The sequence below is a fragment of the Spirosoma aureum genome (genome assembly GCF_011604685.1).
Lineage (GTDB): Bacteria > Bacteroidota > Bacteroidia > Cytophagales > Spirosomataceae > Spirosoma > Spirosoma aureum.
The window spans coordinates 8,139,577-8,158,953 of sequence record NZ_CP050063.1 but is presented as its reverse complement, the minus strand read 5'-3'; the positions used below and the strand labels follow the sequence as shown (position 1 = coordinate 8,158,953).

At 49.6% G+C, this 19,377-nt stretch carries 10 protein-coding genes; 2 read left to right on the top strand and 8 right to left on the bottom strand.

The genetic code is table 11. From position 1 onward, the window contains the following. A complete protein-coding gene (locus G8759_RS32655; protein ID WP_167217519.1) occupies positions 1 to 2,193 on the top strand; it encodes a c-type cytochrome domain-containing protein in 2,193 nt (730 codons plus the stop codon). Positions 2,194 to 2,336: 143 nt separating this feature from the next. Here G8759_RS32655 and G8759_RS32650 read toward each other — a convergent pair whose 3' ends face one another. Together G8759_RS32650 and G8759_RS32645 are read right to left on the bottom strand one after the other, a co-directional pair. Then, complete coding sequence (locus G8759_RS32650) at positions 2,337 to 3,074, bottom strand: IclR family transcriptional regulator (RefSeq protein ID WP_167217517.1); 738 nt, start codon at positions 3,072 to 3,074, stop codon at positions 2,337 to 2,339. Between the two features lie 99 nt (positions 3,075 to 3,173). After that, on the bottom strand, positions 3,174 to 3,938 hold the full coding sequence (locus tag G8759_RS32645) for an SDR family oxidoreductase (RefSeq protein WP_197933182.1): 765 nt from the start codon (positions 3,936 to 3,938) through the stop codon (positions 3,174 to 3,176). A gap of 257 nt (positions 3,939 to 4,195) precedes the next feature. Here G8759_RS32645 and G8759_RS32640 point away from each other — a divergent pair, with 257 nt between their 5' ends. Next, a complete protein-coding gene (locus G8759_RS32640) occupies positions 4,196 to 5,089 on the top strand; it encodes a sialate O-acetylesterase (RefSeq protein WP_232074043.1) in 894 nt (297 codons plus the stop codon). 43 nt (positions 5,090 to 5,132) lie between these two features. Here G8759_RS32640 and G8759_RS32635 read toward each other — a convergent pair whose 3' ends face one another. From G8759_RS32635 to G8759_RS32610, 6 genes are all read right to left on the bottom strand, one after another. Continuing rightward, positions 5,133 to 5,705 carry a hypothetical protein gene (locus G8759_RS32635; protein ID WP_167217513.1) on the bottom strand — a complete coding sequence of 191 codons (573 nt, stop codon included), beginning with the start codon at positions 5,703 to 5,705 and terminating at the stop codon, positions 5,133 to 5,135. Between the two features lie 254 nt (positions 5,706 to 5,959). Then, positions 5,960 to 6,328 carry a hypothetical protein gene (locus G8759_RS32630; RefSeq protein WP_167217511.1) on the bottom strand — a complete coding sequence of 123 codons (369 nt, stop codon included), beginning with the start codon at positions 6,326 to 6,328 and terminating at the stop codon, positions 5,960 to 5,962. Between the two features lie 407 nt (positions 6,329 to 6,735). Next, positions 6,736 to 8,667 (bottom strand): CocE/NonD family hydrolase, encoded by a 1,932-nt coding sequence (locus G8759_RS32625; protein WP_167217509.1) that lies wholly within the window; start codon positions 8,665 to 8,667, stop codon positions 6,736 to 6,738. A 549-nt stretch (positions 8,668 to 9,216) separates the two neighbouring features. After that, a complete protein-coding gene (locus G8759_RS32620; protein WP_167217507.1) occupies positions 9,217 to 10,815 on the bottom strand; it encodes a DUF11 domain-containing protein in 1,599 nt (532 codons plus the stop codon). A 732-nt stretch (positions 10,816 to 11,547) separates the two neighbouring features. Continuing rightward, positions 11,548 to 18,258: an SdrD B-like domain-containing protein gene (locus G8759_RS32615; RefSeq protein WP_167217505.1), complete on the bottom strand. Its 6,711-nt coding sequence runs from the start codon at positions 18,256 to 18,258 to the stop codon at positions 11,548 to 11,550. Positions 18,259 to 18,553: 295 nt separating this feature from the next. After that, the gene (locus tag G8759_RS32610; protein WP_167217503.1) at positions 18,554 to 18,946 is read right to left on the bottom strand and encodes a hypothetical protein; all 393 of its coding nucleotides are present in this window, start codon (positions 18,944 to 18,946) and stop codon (positions 18,554 to 18,556) included. Between the last annotated feature and the right edge of the window lie 431 nt (positions 18,947 to 19,377).

Here is a 19,377-nt window from a genome sequence, read left to right as displayed (position 1 = left end):
ATGAATAAAAAGCTTACAGGCTGGGCAGAACAGGTATTGTTCGCTTCGGCAATCTTTATCCTGGTTCTGTTGCTGTTCGAGGATAAAATTGTCGTGCCATTCTGGTTACAGGCTGTTGGGCGAATGCATCCGTTATTACTGCATTTTCCGATTGTTATTCTGCTATTGGCGATGGTTATGGAAGCCTTCCGGTTTAACCAGGCTAGTTCAGCGAACCAGTCGGCCGGTGCCGATTTTTACCGTAATTTTCTCACAAACCTCTTGCTGATCGGTACTTTGTCGGCTGGTGTTACGGTCATTATGGGCTTGTTTCTGGCCAAAGAAGATGGCTATACAGGGCAGCTCCTGGCAAGGCATAAGTGGTCGGGGGTCATGATTTTCTTTGCGGCCTGTCTCATTTACTGGAGCCGAAACAAAACCTGGTATAGTGCCCCAATGGCCAGAATAAGCGCCCTAACGACGATTCTATTTCTGTTTATTGCCGGGCATTATGGGGCCGCCTTAACGCACGGCGATAACTTCATTTTTGCACCGATAACCAGCCGGACAAAGGCGGCACCCGTTGCACTCGATCAGGCACTGGTCTTTACCCATGTTATTCAGCCCATATTGGAGCAGAAGTGTGTAAGCTGTCATAATCCCGACAAACTGAAAGGAGAATTGATGCTCACGGATGTTGAGTCGATTCGGAAGGGCGGCAAATCCGGGAAGTTATTCATTGCCGGAAAGCCTGACAGTAGTCTGTTACTTCAACGTATTCACCTGCCGCCAGACGAAAAGAAACATATGCCGCCAGTAGGCAAAACCCAGCTTACGCCCCAGGAAATGAACCTGTTGGCATTATGGGTGAAAGGCAACGCCAGTTTTACTAAAAAGGTTGTTGACCTGCCAGCCTCTGACTCCTTGCGGTTTATAGCGTCGAGTTTATTTAAACCGGCAGAACAACCGGCAGAAGAATTTGATTTTGATGCCGCTGATGAAGAAACGATCCAGAAACTGAATAACGATTACCGCCGGATTGCACCGCTAGCCAGAGAATCGCCTGCCCTGGCAGTCAACCTGTATAACAAAAGCGTCTATACTCCCGAAAAATTAGGGGAACTGAGCGCTATAAAACGGCAGGTTATCTCTCTCAATCTCAATAAACTACCGGTAAAAGATGCCGATTTAAAACAGATTAGCCAATTTGAAAACTTGCAGACATTAGACCTCAACTTTACCGACATTACAGGAGCCGGGCTGAGCGAATTGGCCTCATTAAAGCAACTGAAAAGCCTGGCACTTTCCGGAACAAAGGTGACCTATGCCGATTTGCAAAAGCAGATTAATGCTTTCAAAAACCTGAAAACTGTTTCTGTGTGGGAAACGGCATTAACGCCCGTTGAAATTCAGCAACTCCAAAAAGCCCATAAGCAAATTCAGTTCATTGCCGGATTCGACGGCGACAAGAGTGATCCAATCCGGCTGAACCCACCGCAGGTAAAAAACAGCTCCACAATTTTCGTCCAACAACTTCCCGTAAAGATAGAACATCCAATTCGGGGCGTTCAACTGCGTTACACAACCGATGGAACAGAACCAGATAGCATCAAATCGCCGGTGTTGACGAACCCGATGGTTATCGATGATAACACGTCAATTAAAGTTAAGGCGTATAAGACGGGCTGGTATGGCAGCAACGTGGCCACGTTTGATTATTATAAAAGTGCTTACCGACCCGACAGCGTAAACCTTCTGCTACCGCTTAATCCGGTTCATCAGGCCGATGGGGCTCACACCTTTTTCGATGGCAAGCTCGGTACATTTAATGCCAATAGTCCCGCGTGGGCCAACAACTGGGCGGGTTTTAGAAAGAATGACATGGCGCTGGTATCGGAATTTACGAAACCGGTCAGTGTGTCGGCTGTTGCTTTACGAACAATGGTTGAGCCGGAAACCGGGATATTCCCGCCAATGGTTATTGAAATCTGGGGAGGTAACAGCCGAACTCAGATGAAACTCCTCGCGACTAAAAAGCCCGCCATGCCCGCCGAAAAAAGCGTTCCCAGCCTAACCGCTATTGAGTGTACATTCAGGCCCCAAACCATCTCCTATCTGAAAATTATTGCTAAACCGCTGAGCAAACTCCCCGAATGGCATGGGAATAAAGGAAAGCCTGCCTTACTGCTTGTCGATGAGGTATTTATAAATTAGACCCTTCGTCAGGAGCCGTGCCACGGTACTAATGCCGGTCATAAAACCGTGGCACGGCTCCTGACGAAGGGTCTGATAAAGTAAATCGTGCGTTGAAAACTAGTAGATACGACTAAATCCTGCACGAAAACGTTAGAAAAGATTTATGCATCAAGGCGTTCATTAATAGCCTGAGCAGCCTGCTGTAATGCCTGTACAATTTCCTTCTGCCGTGTAAATGAGCAGCGGATTTCCGGTAAAAAAATACTGAGACTGGCCACAACCTGCTTTTGTTTCCGAATAGGAACGGCGAGTCCAATAATGTGCGTTGGCGATAGCGTCACGCAAAGACCTTCGGCTTGTATTTTGGATAACTCGCCCTCCAGGCCAGCCTGTGTGTCTGCTTCTGGCCATATAATGGAGGACGGCAATCCAATGTTGGCGATCAGACTATCCCGCTCTCTGGGTGACAAATAAGCCAGCAAAAGCCGTCCTGTTGCTGTCTCGTACAGACTGCGCTCGGTGCGGCTGCGGACCTGCAAGTCCTGGTCGCTGTTAACCAAATGAACAATGAACCGTTTCTGGTTTCGGATAACGCCCAGAATGGAGGTCTCATTGAATCGGGCTGTCAGGCTTTCCATCACCTCTTTAGCCGCCGTTACCAGGTGCTGACTATATGATAAGTTGTTGGTCAAATTGTAGGCCATCGGGCCAAGCCGGTAGCCTTTTTTTCGGCCCAGATGTTCCAGATAGCTTTTTTCAACCAGCGTCTGTAAAATATTGACACAGGTAGCCTGATGCATGTTCAATCCCTCGGCTATTTCCGTCAGCGAGTAAGCCCGGTCTGCATCGCGGGCTATATATTCCAGAATATCCAATGCTTTGACGACAACTAAGACCATGATTTTTACTACTAAATTATGAAGAATAAATGCTGAATGATGGGAAGAATGCGTGCTTGCTGTCATGCGTTCATTCCTCTAGTCGTTCAGCATTAGAAATCAACGGCCCATCCAGCCTCCATCAACGGTAATAATGGTACCGTGGACATAATTTGAAGCTTCTGATGCCAGAAATACAGTAGGGCCTTTAAAGTCGTCGGGTTCTCCCCAGCGTCCGGCCGGAATCCGGGCCAGGATACTTTGACTGCGATCGGCATCGTTCCGAAGAGCCTCCGTATTGTCGGTAGCGATATAACCCGGTGCAATGGCATTGACGTTGACGCCTTTGGCGGCCCATTCGTTAGCAAACGCTTTCACCAAACTACCAATAGCCCCTTTGCTGGCAGCATAACCCGGTACCGTTATGCCACCCTGAAACGTAAGCAGGGAGGCCGTGAAAATGATTTTCCCCGATCCTCTGGCCACCATATCACGCCCAATTTCGCGGGTCAGAATAAACGGAGCATTCAGGTTTGTGTCGATTACTGAATCCCAATACTCATCCGGGTGTTCAGCGGCTGGTTTACGTAAGATGGTACCCGCATTGTTAACCAGAATATCAATTACCGGAAAAGCTTGTTTTACTTCGTCCAAAAACGAATAAATAGCGGAGCGCTGGCTGAGATCGCATTGGTAACCCCGAAACGACCGTCCCAATGCTGTTACATCCGCTTCAACGGCGCTACCTTCCTGCTCCAGTGAAGCCGATACACCAATAATGTTAGCACCTGCTTCTGCTAATGCGACGGCCATTGCCCGGCCAATACCTCGTTTGCATCCCGTTACAAGGGCTGTCTTACCAGTTAAATTAAATTTCTGTAGAATAGGCATAATTTATCATTGTGATAGTAAGTGCAATTTTAATTTATAAGTGTCGAAATATAAAATTGATTTTTGACGAGAGTAACCTAAATTTATACTTTTTCAATATACATACTCTCCTGTTTGAGGGAAAAAGCATTTCGTTTATAAATTTTCGAATGCTTCCTGAACTAAAAATAATACTACTAAAAATAAATAAGTGGAAAAATCGCGCAATTGCCGAATCGGGCTATAGTTTGACAATAATGAGTTTTCTTTCTTTGCAAAGAATAAAAGATGAAGCTCAGTGGTTGCCGATGGATTTTTATAGCCAGCTGGTCATTTCTTATCAAAGCAAATGCCCGATTATGTATAAAGTGTTTCTAATAGTTGCTGCTTTTCTGGTCATGAATAGCCTGACTGTACTGGCTCAATCATCATTTCCACCGGGCATTTCGCCGACGAAATTCCATCTGTATGTACTGGCTGGGCAGTCGAACATGGCGGGCCGGGGTACTGTTGAAACCGTTGACAAAACTCCGCATCCGCGCGTCTGGGTATTGAACCGGGCTAACCAGTGGGTTCCTGCTGCTGACCCGTTGCACTTCGACAAGCCCGATGTAATTGGTGTCGGTCCTGGCCTGGCTTTTGGTAAATTAATGGCTGCGCAGGACACCTCCGTATTTATTGGCCTTATTCCGACGGCAGCTGGTGGATCAGCTATTGATGCCTGGCAACCGGGTGGTTATCACGAGCAAACCCATAGTCATCCTTACGATGAAGCCATAAAACGAGTGCAACTGGCTCAGAAGGCCGGTACGCTGCATGGCATTCTCTGGCACCAGGGAGAGAGCGATAGTAAAGCCGAACAGGCAACTGTATATGAACAAAAATTAAAGCAGCTTATAAACCGCTTTCGCCAGGTTTTAAGCGCTCCGACCGTACCTGTTGTCGTTGGAACACTGGGCGACTTTTACGTTGCTAAAAATCCGGCAGGCGCTCAGATCAACAACATCCTTCGGGCTTTACCCAAGAGTGAGCCTCATGTAGCCTGTGTCGATGCGTCAGGGTTGACTGACAAAGGAGATCAAACCCACTTCGACGCGGCATCGGCCCGTGAACTGGGTCGTCGATATGCCGAAGCCATGCAAGTTTTAGAGCGATCAGGGAAATAAATTGGCGGATTGGGTTTTAAGACCATGAGCGCTTTAATGGTCTTCACTTTTTTTCATGATCATTCAGTAGTTTGCTGAACTCTTCCATGAAGGGGTCTGTATGGCTTAAATCGCAATCGGAGGCAAGTGCCGAAAATTTTTGGCTGAATAGAGTTAGCCTGACACCTTTTTCCTCTATACAATCGGCATTATAGCCTTCTCTATGCATGATGAGGGCCAAAATATCTGCACGCTGCCAGGCTTCGCCCCACATGAACAGTGGCTTGCCTGCTTCTTTCGTGCACAACTGAAAACTGCCTGCTGGCCTGGAAACGCTCGTTCCATATAGGTTCAAAAGGGTTTCTTTCAATTCATCGCTATAATCGCATGAAAGCTTAAATAGGGTATTGTCGTAGAAAAATAAAAACAGTCTGGCTACCAATAGGTTCGCTATTTTCACTGTATCTGATGCAAAAACGCGAATATGGGCACATGGCAGGGCTATTGTCCCTTTAACATACGATTGATCTTCCTCCTTAAAATCAAAACGATTCAGCGAATCAGGCGTTGTGATTCCTATAATATAATTTCCCAACCCTGACACTTTTGCCTGAGCCCTACTGAGACTGGGTAACAAGAGGATGGCTATTAGCAGGCAGTTTATTGGACCCATCTTTAACGAAAAGTCCTCAGAACGATGTATAGACCTTATAGTCAATAAAGTGCTTTTCTAAGGCGCAGGTAACAGGGAATCAGGCTATGATATGCCTTTGTAGTCGGGAGGTTAAACTTTATAAGCTAACTAAAGACAACACCGTTCTGCATCGATCAACTAAAGGAATTGCCTTTAGTTGATCGATGCAGAACGGTAGCTATGTATTGAAATCTGGATTAGTCGACAATTTCAACGTCAAATTCTCGTCTCTCATCATCGTAAAGCGTCGCATTACCTTCCTCATCAAGCTGCTCAGGGTTAATATGCATATCATTGAGGTAGCTGCCTGAAGGGAAGTTTATCTTACTGACTTCGCCGTTTTTGACTTCAATGTTCAGCTTGTAGGTTGCCCGGTAGCTGGTTTCGGGATTGTAGTAGTTGACGGCCGCTGAATGAGTACCATCTATCGCCACTAACTTGATCGGTTTAGTTTCATTATCCACTTTTTTAGCGGATGAAGGTCGGCTCGCTTCGGTGTGATTCTTCACTTTCTGGCCACAGGAAAGTAAAAGTGATAAGAGGAAAATTACTAGTAGTTTGTGCATAGCTGGCTGTGTTAATTAACTAGACAACTGATTTGTTGATAGGTGGGGTTGGGTAAATCTAAACTAATTGGATACCAGAGCGATAAAAAATAAATCACCCAAAATTAAGGCTGTTTTTCAATAAAGAAATTATTTTGACGATGAGTAGTGAATATTTATACTGGATGGCGGTTTTTCCCTGAAAAAGCCATATTAAAAGGGTTTTATAGGGGTCGCCATGCGTTTATTGAGCCGTTGAGTAGCTACTGGTGATTTATACTCAACTAACTGTTTGTTTATGAAACATGTTCACCCATCGAGCATAATTTTAATTTTATTAGTTAAAAATAAGGAAACTGGAAAAGAAAGTGAGATCGAATGGGCCATATCTTTTCCAGTTGTCGGAACCGAAAATTGCTAGTTTATAGTTAATTAGGATCTTTAAGAACGCTTACCGTAACGCTCGACGGCTGTTGGAGTGAAAAATAAACCCGATGCGTCGCCTTTTGAAAATCAGCTTCAGTTGCCTTGTAAATATTCACAAACGTTTGAGGGTTGCGATCAACCAGCGGAAACCACGAGCTTTGGACCTGTATCATCAGCTTATGGCCTTTTTTAAAGGTATGAGCAGCATCCTGCATATCGAATTTAACTTCTGTAACCTCACCTGGCTTCATCGCTTCGGGCTTTGAAAAGCTGTTCCGAAACTTGGCCCGCATCACCTCGCCCCGTACAAGCAGTTGAAAACCACCCATTTTTGTCGTGGTAATAGGGCTATTGTTGGGCGCATTGTTCGGATATACATCAATCAGCTTAACAACGAAATCGGCATCGGTACCCGTAGTAGAGACGAACAGATCAGCTAGTACATTCCCGGCTATAGTCACATCTTCGGTTAATGTATCTGATTCATATACGACAACATCGGGACGTGTGGCGGCAAAACGTTGGTCTTCATACATAAAATCGCTGCCACGAATCGGCCGGATTTCGGCTGTATAAGGAACCGGTTTTTTAGGATCACTGACGTACTCGTCAAACGTGTTTTGGCTATTTGGGGGAGCATCAAACGAAAGCTTTCCATTTGGATGGAAATAAAGCTTTTTCTCCTGAGCCGTTTTGGGAGGCCATTGGTCGTACTTTTTCCATTGATTTGAACCCGTGTCAAAAATATAAGCCTTCGGGAGCTGTGGATCGGCTTTGTCTTTCAGATAGTGCCCGAAAAAAGGAAATTCAATGGTTTCCCGATAAAACACAGATGTTTTGTCGCCAAAGCGGATATTGCCCAGTGTTTCCCCCGTCGACCGCGACCAGCCTCCGTGAATCCAGGGGCCCATGACCAATGAGTTAGGGGATTTCGGATTGTTTCGTTCAATGCCAGCATATACTTTAAGCGGACCATATAAATCCTCCTGATCGAACCAGCCCCCAACGGTCATTACAGCCGGTTTGATGTTCTTGAGATGGGGTATGGGGTTTCGGGCCTGCCAGAATTCATCGTAGGTGTCGTGATCCATCATCTCATTCCAGATCGCATTAGTACCCTTGAAAATGCGCTCATTCGCGTTCTTGATGGGCCCCATGTTCATGTAAAATTCATAGGAGTTTGGGGTGCCGTAAGCCGAAAAGCCAGGGCTGTTCTTCGGGGTGGGTACAGGCCGCGGCTGCCCATAAGAGGACAGGAAAGCGAAAGTGCCCATTAAAAAGAACGCGCCATTATGGTGTCGATCGTCGCCCATAAACCAGTCGGTTACCGGGGCCTGTGGCGAAGCCGCTTTCAGGGCAGGGTGTGCGTCGATAAGAGTTGTTGTCGTGTAAAAGCCCGGTGCCGATATGCCCCAGGTACCCACCCGCCCGTTGTTGTTCGGAATGTTTTTGATTAACCAATCGATGGTGTCGTACGTATCAGAAATTTCGTCAACGTCTGTTTTCTTTTTCTTGTTCGGAATGTAAGGCCGTACCGATACAAAGTCGCCTTCTGACATATAGCGCCCGCGTACGTCCTGATAGACAATGATATAGCCATCTCGGGCAAAGAGCATGGACGGTCCCAGCGACGTTTTGTATTTATCCTCACCATAGGGCGCTACGCTGTAGGGCGTGCGGTCGAGCATGATTGGATACTTCTGGTCTGTGTTTTTAGGTACATAAATCGACGTGAAAAGCTTTACACCGTCTCGCATAGGAACCATGCGTTCCAGCTTCGTATAGTTTTCCCGGACATAAGCCGAATCTGCTTTATTGACTCCCGCTGGAGTCTGGGCAACTAGTTGGTGCGCCAGCAGAGACAGCAAAAGGCACAGGGCGATGTCGAGTGTCTTTGGGCTATTATTGATCAGTTGATGAGTAATGTGCTTCATGAAATAATCCGGTCATTGTAAAATTATAGGAGGTATTTTAAATTGAATATACGTCAATGCCTTCAGCTTCCAGAAGCCGTTTAGATCGGGTGCAAACGACCATATGCCCCATAAAAGACAGGATATACCACAAGTTGTATAGGATGAAGGCCTACACAGCTTGATAGAAGCCGGAAAGTCGTTATTGATAATACGGAAAAGCGTGGAACTAAAATTAAATCAAGGCTTAACTATTCGCAATTAAATTTTGAATTTATGGAAATAATGGAATTTAATTTTTATAAAATTCAAAATTTAGAACTTGACTATTTGTAGTAGAGGCCGACTTGTTGCGATAAGGTACACAATGTTTGTGGGTATTTTCATTTTGCCATTTGTTGCTATCACAACATGAATCTAATTAAGAAAGAAGTAGTTGATTTTAGGCAAACTAAAGTTATGGAGTGTGTCGTATAATTTCGAGTGTATTACTACAAGCATAAGCACCGACCAGGAGCGAAAGCGATCTCATGTTTTCGCTCCTGGTCGGTGCTTATGACTTTAAAACTATTAACCGCCAATTCGTTTTCCTCGCTGGGTCTGAGTAATAACAAAGGGTACACATTGGTCGGGTGGACATCCACAGACAGTTGGCCGCAAAACCACCGTTACATCGGTAGAACAACCTAATTCATTATAAACCCGTACTGTATAGAACTGGTCTGTTGCTGGATTCACCAGATTATTCACAATCAATCCACCTGGTGGAACAGTTTGGGCTGCGCCCGAAAGTGACGCAGCCGGGTCAAAGCTGGCTCCGGCCGAATATTGGTAAGTATAAGCAGGATTAAAGTCACTCAAAATGATTTGTCCATTGCTCTGTAATGCATTACCGATGCAGGTAACACCTACAGCCTTGGCACTGAATGTGGGCGCAACACAAGCCTGAATGGATGTACACGAAGCCGGGGCAGTATAGGTACTGGTTAGTGAAGAACAGCCAGGCAAACTTACCATAATGGTATGTGTACTTGCATCGGAGGGTAAATCGGCGAAGACAGCGGTTAGGCTGCTGGTTCCCGAAGTTGTAGCTAACGTTCGGATAACTGCTCCATCCGTAACCGTCAGAGTGCCTGTTGTGGGATTACTTAATGTGATAATGACGGTGGAAGTGTAGGTATTGGTTGCTGTCTGACAATTACCCGCTGATACAACAGCGGTCATACAGCATGTCGCTGGTTGCAGAGTTACGGTTTGATCCGTATAGCAACCCGCGGTATTGTAGACCCGTACGGTATAGGGTGTATTGGCAACGGGGCTGGGCAGGTTATCCGCCAGGATTCCAGTTGAAGGTATTGGCTGAGGGTTTCCGGAAAGAGAAAGTCCGGCGCTGAAACTCGGCCCTGCTGCGTATTGATAGGTATACGCTGGATTGAAATTCGTTAATACAATCTGCCCATTCGCCTGAATCGTATTTGCAGTGCAAGTTGCGGGTATTGCCTTGGCTTGAAAAGTCGGCAATGGATCTTCTTCAATGATAAAGGGACATTGAGAAAAATCAGGACATTTTCCTGTTACATCATCAACCGAAACGCTATAACTCCCAGGAGTCGTTATCTCTAACAGGTTCGTAGTCTGGCCCGCTAGCTCGATGCCGTTCCTGAACCAGCGATAACTGCTTCTACCAGCCGGAACAGTCAATCTGAACAGAAAATCATCACCCGCACATACTTTAATCGGAACAGTTGTGCAGGTAGTTGCTGTATCGCCCGGTATTGTCGCCTGATTGTAAAAAATGCCCGAGCTATCAGCTACGCTTCTAAAGGTTAAGGTCAAACTTTGTCCAGCCCCTACTGAAGGTACTTGCCAGGAACTAATGGGCATTCCCGGCGTAAAATTACTTCCGGTTGGAATACGGGCAGACTCAGGAAGATAGCGCAAACCTACACTGCCCGAATCTCGCACTACAAGATTTGTTGCCGGTATCGTGCCGCTGTTGCTTACTATGAGCGTATACGTAAGCGTATCGCCAACACTTACTTTCGATCGGCTAACCTGTTTACTGATCGCTAATGACCCTCCGCCAGATTGAGCCTCTGCACGATTTGTCCAGCTTGCTAACAGGCTTATCAATAGAATAATAAGCCTGTATTTTTTTTGAAAAGCCATAGCTACATTAAAAGGATTGTTACTAGTCAAAAAATGAAGACTGTACACATTGGCGCTGCTATCAACGATTGGGCCGATATTGAAACGGGTTTGATCAGTACCTTATAGGTAAATTGCCTACCTTACCTATCAACAAAACCGGGCATAGCAATGACATGCAGTGAATTTCAAAATACGTGCCAATTGTTAGGTCTATAGCTTTAGTGTAGATTTTGAGTAATTATTGATAAGTAGAAAATGGTGTATAAGTGACTGATTTTGTGGTAATTAACTGGGAGGGCACTTTGAGGAATAATAATTGATCAATTGAAAATGTCAACTTTGATCAATTTCGAGGAGTAAGAAATAGTCTGGTCTATTAATTGATAGTCTCGTTAATCTTATGGATAGCTGGAATGATCTGTGACAGTTGTCCATACTAAGAAACTGGATTTCAATGGCTCGATCCAGCATAAAGCAACGTGAGGTGCTTAATGTAAACTCCGTATTGACGTATGAAGTGACTAGATAATCTGGGCTTTCGCGGGGAAATCAACTATAGAAAAGGTGCTTAATTACAATAGGACTTTCGCTCAGAACCGTGCCACGGTTATCACAAGTAGCTTCAGTAACCGTGGCACGGTTCTGAGCGAAAGTCCTCTATAAACTAGAATTGGCTTAAACCAGAAACGCCTACTGTGCTCACAGTAGGCGTTTCTGGTTTAAGCCAATTCGATTCTGCAACCGGGTTCGTTACTCACCGATGCGCTTTGCTTTTTTGGTTCGGCTGATAATCAGTGGTGTACAAGATTGAGTTGGACAATCACATACGGTTGGCCGTAACGCTACTGTCACATCGGCAAAACAACCTGCCGTATTGTACACTCGAACTGTATAGAACGCATCCGATACTGGATTCGGCAAATTATTTACAATCAATCCGTCCACAGGAATTACCTTGGGAGTACCGGATAGCGAAGCGGCTGAATTGAAGCTCGATCCGGCTGAATACTGGTAAGTATGAGTCGAATTGAATCCACTTAGGTTGATTTGTCCATTCGCCTGAGCCACACCTTTGATACAAGTGACCGGAGTAGCCAGTGCCTGGAAAGCCGGTGATGGATCTTCTTCGACGATAAAGGGGCAACAACTGAAATCAGTACAACTGCCCACAGTATTGTCGGTCGAGAGACTAAAACTACCAGGTGTCGTCACATTGAGGACATTCGTAGTTTGACCCTGGATCAGGATACCATCTTTGAACCACTGATAGATAGACCTACCGGCAGGAGCGGTTAGCCGGAAGGTATACGTTTCTCCTGCACATACCTTCACAGGAATAGTTGTGCAGACCGTAGCCGTATCACCGGGGATAACGGCCCTGTTGCGGAGGATACCACTAGTATCAGCTTTGGCCTGGAAAGTAAGCGTGAGGCTCTGGCCCGGATTGAGGCTGGCGACTGTCCACAGACTAGTTGGCGTACCCTGGGTAAAAGTAGTGCCCACGGGAACAGTGGCCGAGTTGAGCACGTAGCTCAGGCCAGTGGAAGCAGAATCGCTGACCAGCACATTGGTGGCCGCAACGGAGCCAATATTCGAGAGCACAACGCTGAAAGATAGCACATCCCCAACACTAGCTTTCAACTTATCGACCCGTTTGTCCACTCTGAGCTCGGGGCTGGTGGCATAGAAGCCCGCATCCAGAGTCGGATTGAACTCACCCGCGGTCAGGGTGATGGCCTGGGTCCGACCCGTGGCGGGGTTCGCATCACTGTCCTTGGTGTCATCGCTACCCAGATTCTGCACCGTAGCGGTGTAGCCGTTGGGAGCGGTGAAGCCCACCGAGTAGGAGAGACTCGATCCGGGTGTGAGTCCGGTGAAGGAGTAGAAGCCGGTGGCATTGGTCAGGGTGGTGGCCGAGCTGACTCCATTGATGAACAGGGTCGCCACTACGTTGGGGATGGGGGCTTCGCCCGCATCCTGACTACCATTCTTGTTGGTATCACTCCAGACGAAGTCACCCAGTCCGGCCTGTGCCGTCACGAAGCCCGCATCCAGGGTGGGATTGAACTCACCCGCGGTCAGGGTGATGGCCTGAGTTTTCCCGGTAATAAGGTCAGCATCCGAATCCTTAGTATCATCACCCACATTGGCCAGCGTAGCGGTGTAGCCGTTGGGGGCGGTGAAGCCCACCGAGTAGGAGAGACTCGATCCGGGTGTGAGTCCGGTGAAGGAGTAGAAGCCAGTGGCATTGGTCAGGGTGGTCCCTGAGCTGACCCCATTGATGAACAGGGTAGCCACAACTCCCGGCATACCCGACTCACCCGCATCCTGGATGCCATCCTTGTTGGTATCACTCCAGACGAAGTCACCTAAGCCCGCTGTTGGTGTCAACGAGCACGATTCCGGGGCGGTATAGGTGGTCGTGGTGGAGCAACCGGGCAAGCTAGCCGTCAGGGTATGACTCTGGCCATCGGAGACGAGGCCGTTGAAGGTGGCCGTGAAGGTGGCCGAGCTCACAGCAGTGGTGACGAAAGTCAGACTCTGGGCCCCGTTGGTGACGGTGAGCACACCGGGTGTGGGGTTGATCAGGGTGACGAGAGCGGTGGCTGAATAGGCATTGGTAGCCGTGGCGCACAGCCCCGGCGTAGCTACCGCCGTGATCGAGCAGACCGGGGCTATGGTGCACGATGCCGGGGCGGTATAGGTGGCCGTGGTGGTGGAGCAACCGGGCAAGCTAGCCGTGACGGTCTGGCTCTGCCCATCGGAGACGAGTCCATTGAAGACCGCCGTGAAGGTAGCTGAGCTCACAGCAGTGGTGGCGAAGGTCAGACTCTGGGCCCCGTTGGTGACGGTGAGCACACCGGGTGTGAGGTTGGTCAGGGTGACGAGGGCCGTTGCCGAGTAGGCGTTGGTAGCCGTGGCGCACAGCCCCGGCGTAGCTACCGCTGTGATCGAGCAGGGAGGGGCTATGGTGCACGATGCCGGGGCGGTATAGGTGGCCGTGGTGGTCGAACAGCCGGGCAAGCTGGCCGTGACGGTCTGGCTCTGCCCATCGGAGACGAGTCCATTGAAGACCGCCGTGAAGGTAGCCGAGCTCACAGCCGTCGTGACGAAGGTCAGACTCTGGGCCCCGTTGGTGACGGTGAGCACACCGGGTGTGAGGTTGGTCAGGGTGACGAGGGCCGTTGCCGAATAGGCGTTGGTGGCCGTGGCGCAGAGCCCCGGCGTAGCTACCGCTGTGATCGAGCAGACCGGGGCTAAGGTGCACGATGCCGGGGCGGTATAGGTGGCCGTGGTGGTCGAACAGCCGGGCAGGCTAGCCGTGACGGTATGGCTCTGCCCATCGGAGACGAGTCCATTGAAGACCGCCGTGAAGGTGGCTGAGCTCACAGCCGTCGTGGCGAAGGTCAGACTCTGAGCCCCGTTGGTGACGGTGAGCACACCGGGTGTGAGGTTGGTCAGGGTGACGAGGGCCGTTGCCGAATAGGCGTTGGTGGCCGTGGCGCAGAGCCCCGGCGTAGCCACCGCTGTGATCGAGCAGACCGGGGCTATGGTGCACGATGCCGGGGCGGTATAGGTGGCCGTGGTGGTCGAACAGCCGGGTAGGCTGGTCGTCACGGTATGGCTCTGCCCATCGGAGATGAGGCCGTTGAAGACCGCCGTGAAGGTGGCTGAGCTCACAGCCGTCGTGGCGAAGGTCAGACTCTGAGCCCCGTTGGTGACAGTGAGCACACCGGGCGTGGGGTTGGTCAGCCTCACCACAGCGGTGGCTGAGTAGGCGTTGGTGGCCGTGGCGCAGAGCCCCGGCGTAGCCACCGCTGTGATCGAGCAGACCGGGGCTATGGTGCACGATGCCGGGGCGGTATAGGTGGCCGTGGTGGTCGAACAGCCGGGTAGGCTGGTCGTCACGGTATGGCTCTGCCCATCGGAGATGAGGCCGTTGAAGACCGCCGTGAAGGTGGCTGAGCTCACAGCCGTCGTGGCGAAGGTCAGACTCTGAGCCCCGTTGGTGACAGTGAGCACACCGGGCGTGGGGTTGGTCAGCCTCACCACAGCGGTGGCTGAGTAGGCGTTGGTGGCCGTGGCGCAGAGCCCCGGCGTAGCCACCGCTGTGATCGAGCAGACCGGGGCTATGGTGCACGATGCCGGGGCGGTATAGGTGGCCGTGGTGGTCGAACAGCCGGGTAGGCTGGTCGTCACGGTATGGCTCTGCCCATCGGAGATGAGGCCGTTGAAGACCGCCGTGAAAGAGAAGCTGTCGAGTCCGCTGGCAATGGTGGTGGTCAGACTCTGGGCCCCGTTGGTGACGGTGAGCACACCGGGTGTGGGGTTGATCAGGGTGACCACAGCGGTGGCTGAATAGGCATTGGTAGCCGTGGCGCAGAGCCCCGGCGTAGCTACCGCTGTGATCGAGCAGACCGGGGCTAAGGTGCACGATGCCGGGGCGGTATAGGTGGCCGTGGTGGTGGAGCAACCGGGCAAGCTGGCCGTGACGGTATGGCTCTGCCCATCGGAGACGAGGCCGTTGAAGGTGGCCGTGAAGGTGGCTGAGCTCACAGCCGTCGTGGCGAAGGTCAGACTCTGAGCCCCGTTGGTGACAGTGAGCACACCGGGCGTGGGGTTGGTCAGCCTCACCACAGCGGTGGCTGAGTAGGCGTTGGTGGCCGTGGCGCAGAGCCCCGGCGTAGCCACCGCTGTGATCGAGCAGACCGGCGCTATGGTGCACGATGCCGGGGCGGTATAGGTGACTGAATCGCTGCTGCATCCTGCAAGACTGGCCGTCACCGTGTGTGAACTGGCATTGGATAGTAAACCTGTCAACGTGTACGATACCGCCGTTGTGCTGGTGGTCACGGCGACGGTTGAACTAACGACTCCATCGGTGATAGTAAGCAGACCGGCTACGGGACTAACCAAACTCACAAGGCCACTTACGGAATATTGATTGGTGGCTGTATTACAGGCGGAGGGTGTAGCCGTTAGGGAAACCGAACAGGGGATAAAGCCTGCATCGAAGGAGAAATTGTTCTGCCCGGATTGCCCCAGTACGAAAGTAACCAAACCTGCCGCAGTAGGGTCAGTGTCAATGTTATCGGCATTTGTACCGGTGGCTGCGTTGGTTTTTGGGCTGAGTGAGAGAGTTCCGGTACTGACACTGGTTGGGAAGGTAAGGGAGTAGGAGCCTTCCCCAGTTAAACCAGTGAGGTTGTAGGCGAATCCGGTGGCCGGAGTTCCGCTACCACTGGAGAAATAGTATTCACCCAGCGAATTGGTCGTTACGGTTGAGCCGCCTACTGGCAGACCTGGTCCCTTGAGGGTAACAGTCACGCCCGCCAAGGGTAATTCACCGGGGTCCTGCACCCCATTGTTATTGGCATCGAGCCAGACCCGGTTGCCGATCTGAATGGGAGCTGGAGCCAGGTTCGCTTCGAGATCTCCCAGCCCATTTGCTTTTCCTATAGTGCCTAAATCACTAGTACTATTATAAATTGTTGCAAACTGCGACCAGCTACCTCTGTCAGGATCCACTAAATTATACCAGAGTAGTCCGCCAGAATCAATATGATTTATCGCATCGGAATCAGTAAAATCCGATGAACTAGGTATGACATCTGTATGTACACTCACCATGCGGCCGGTGCCGGGTATGGTGGCAATCGCGCCCATACCATTCTCCGGTTCAAAATCCGCACTTCGATCATCAAAAAATTCGCCCTTACCTGAAATACTGGTAGGAATATGCAATCTTTGATTAGCATTCGAAGTAAAATTAACTGGGCAACTATTAAATCCTTCTAGTTCCCATCCTCCTGTGCTTTCATTATAACAGGCATGAATTACGTCACCAAAAGCATTCCCCCAAAAGCGTTGGAGTATGCTGCTTCCACTGACAGGTGCGTAATTGTCGCGACCCACCTGATGGCCAAATCGGTCCATGAAGGAAATGTTCATATCTCCAGTGGAGGGATCAAAGTCAATGCCTGACAGAACAGGTTGGCAAAATGTTTGTGGAGGTCTGGAGAGGGGAGGTACTAGAGGCCATGCTCTCCATCTGATACCGCTAATTTTCGTGCTATCCCGATAACTCATATTCAGGGTAAGATCCGTTCTAAGGCCAGCTGCGATATTGTTGAGATCAAAACTGAGCACATAGGCTTTCAGGTCAGGAAAGTGCGGAATGGCGCTTTGCTCGGTAGCCGTACTGGCATCACTGACCACCCCCAGATACCCTCTTCCTTGATGGATTTTTAAACCCCAGGGTCTAAGCTGCCCATTGACAGCCGTGGGCAGGCCCGGTAGCGAAAGAATATTGTAGACTTTGGTCAGCGGTCCTAGTGTAGCCGCTGAAGCGTTGTTTAACACTGCCGTGCCCCCGGAGACATCGACAGTGATCAACGTCCGCTGATTAAGGTTGACCGTGTACAACAGCTGGGTGGTGTTGTCGATATCCGTATCCCCATAACCCGCCCTGCCTACTTTACCATAGGCATCCAGATCCCGGTTTGGTGAACCCGGGGCCGATGCCTGAAAATTATCTTCAACAGTGGTAGTACCACTTCGGTCGACGCTACCCAGATCAATCACTGCTCCCCCATTGGAAGGAGTGACTCCCTGCAGGGTAAAACTACCCGTAATGCCATAATCACTACCAATGGCATCGGCCATGTAAATGCCGCCCATGCCCTTAGGCCCTAAAGCGGAGTGCCGTTTTAGAATGGTCGAAAAGAAATAGCGGTTCCTGGCACGCTGATAACCCACCCCCCAAACACTACCCACCGAGGCAACGGGAGAAACTACCTCTTCGGTAATGGAAAATCCATTTTGATCATTGCCAAACTGGGCAATGGCGGGTAAGGTCGAGCCGGTAGGGTCAGTCCGACTGCCATTGATATAGCAGGGAATCACGAATTGAGGAATAGGTTGGCCTGATGAGTTCCAGTAATCATCGGGGTCATTGATGCCGAAATTGACATTGGTGGTGGGTGCTACCACAAACTGTACTGAGGTCGCCGACCCCGCTCCCCGGAAGGAATCATAGGTATGGGTTCCCAGGTTGGTGAATTCGACCCGTACGGCTCCTGCCAGGCCAGTTAAGGTGTATTGGCCGGTAGCAGAGGTGGTGGTGGAAACCGGTGCTCCGGAGGCTGGATAGCCCGTTACGGTGATACCACCCACACCGGGTTCGCCATAGGTGTAGGTGCCCGAAGCGGGAGCGCTTTCAAAGGTTCCATTGCCATTGAAGTCCCGGAAAACGGTCCCTGTAATGGTCTGGGCCTGGGCAGTCTGGCTGAGCATAAAAATCAGTCCGAAAGCCCAGCTGATGGTTCGCCCGATTCTGGCGGGTATCGAGACGCTTTTGAAGCCTCCCCGCTGAGAGCAGCCTGTCGTGGCCGCCGGTAAAGGGCGGCCCGCCAACGGACCCGCTTGCGTCTGGTGAATGAATAGAGTAAAATTTGACATAGAAACCGGGGACATAGTGCCGTTGATTGACGTTTATTTTATAGGCTAGTTCATCGGGTCTAGTACTCCTGGTGACCAGCGATTGCCAGTCCTGAGGATGGCGTTGAGTGATCACCAGAATAATCGAATAACTAGCTTAAGATCAGATTGAAACGATGAAAGAGATCCCTCCCTGGCCGGTTTATCAGACGCGATAATAGGGTTGGTAAGGGAAACTCTTTCAGGGAAAAAACAACCTATTTGGAGAAAGCAGTAAGGCCGCTAAGTGGCCTAAGGCTTTAGGGTTAGGGTACTCTTAAGTGATTGCCGTCCTTTTTATGTTATAGCCCGAATCGTTATCAACCCGAATCGTATAGGACTGATCAGTCCCTGAATCCACCAGCGAAGAGACAATTATCGCGTTGGGCGGAATCACCTGATCCGGGAGCGAAGCGTCAGCATTAAAAGAAGCTCCTGACGACTGCTGAGCGGAATGGGACTGATTGAAATGGGTTAGCATCAAGGGCCCATTGTTGTGCCGCTTATTACCTTGCCAGCACGAGGCCCGCGCTACCGTTTGGAAGCCGGGCCGTGTATTGGATAAACGGGAGGTAGTGCTGAATAGCCAATAAAAGAAGGGTTGATTCACGGGGATCTTCGTTTGCTGAATCTGAAGAACAAGGAACCGAAATTGATAGAGAAGCTTCATAGTTACAGTGGGTAAAATACTTACAGGGTAAATGGTGGTGTGCCAGCCCAGCTATATCAATGCTTCTGAAGGAGAAGTGCTCATGAGAAAGCTCCGGATACAACTATCATTCAGAGCCAGCGTAGGCAACTGAGCGGGCATAAGTCGGAATCCAGGCACTCCTTAACCAAACTTGATCGATAAGCAATAATGAAAGATGGTACTGTGAGAGGTGGTCATAGCTCTTGATTTTATTCTGTCCAGTGAGGGTATTAATCAAGATGTATGCCTTGACGGTGAAAAAAAATGTACTAAGCTTTTAAGGCTTCTATAAACTAGAGAAAATGGTATGAAAATGCTTTTTATCGATATGAAGCTGTCATCGGGTTTAAATAAAATACGACCTTAAAATAGATAAGAAGATACGATTGGCCAGTAATTTGATGGTGAGA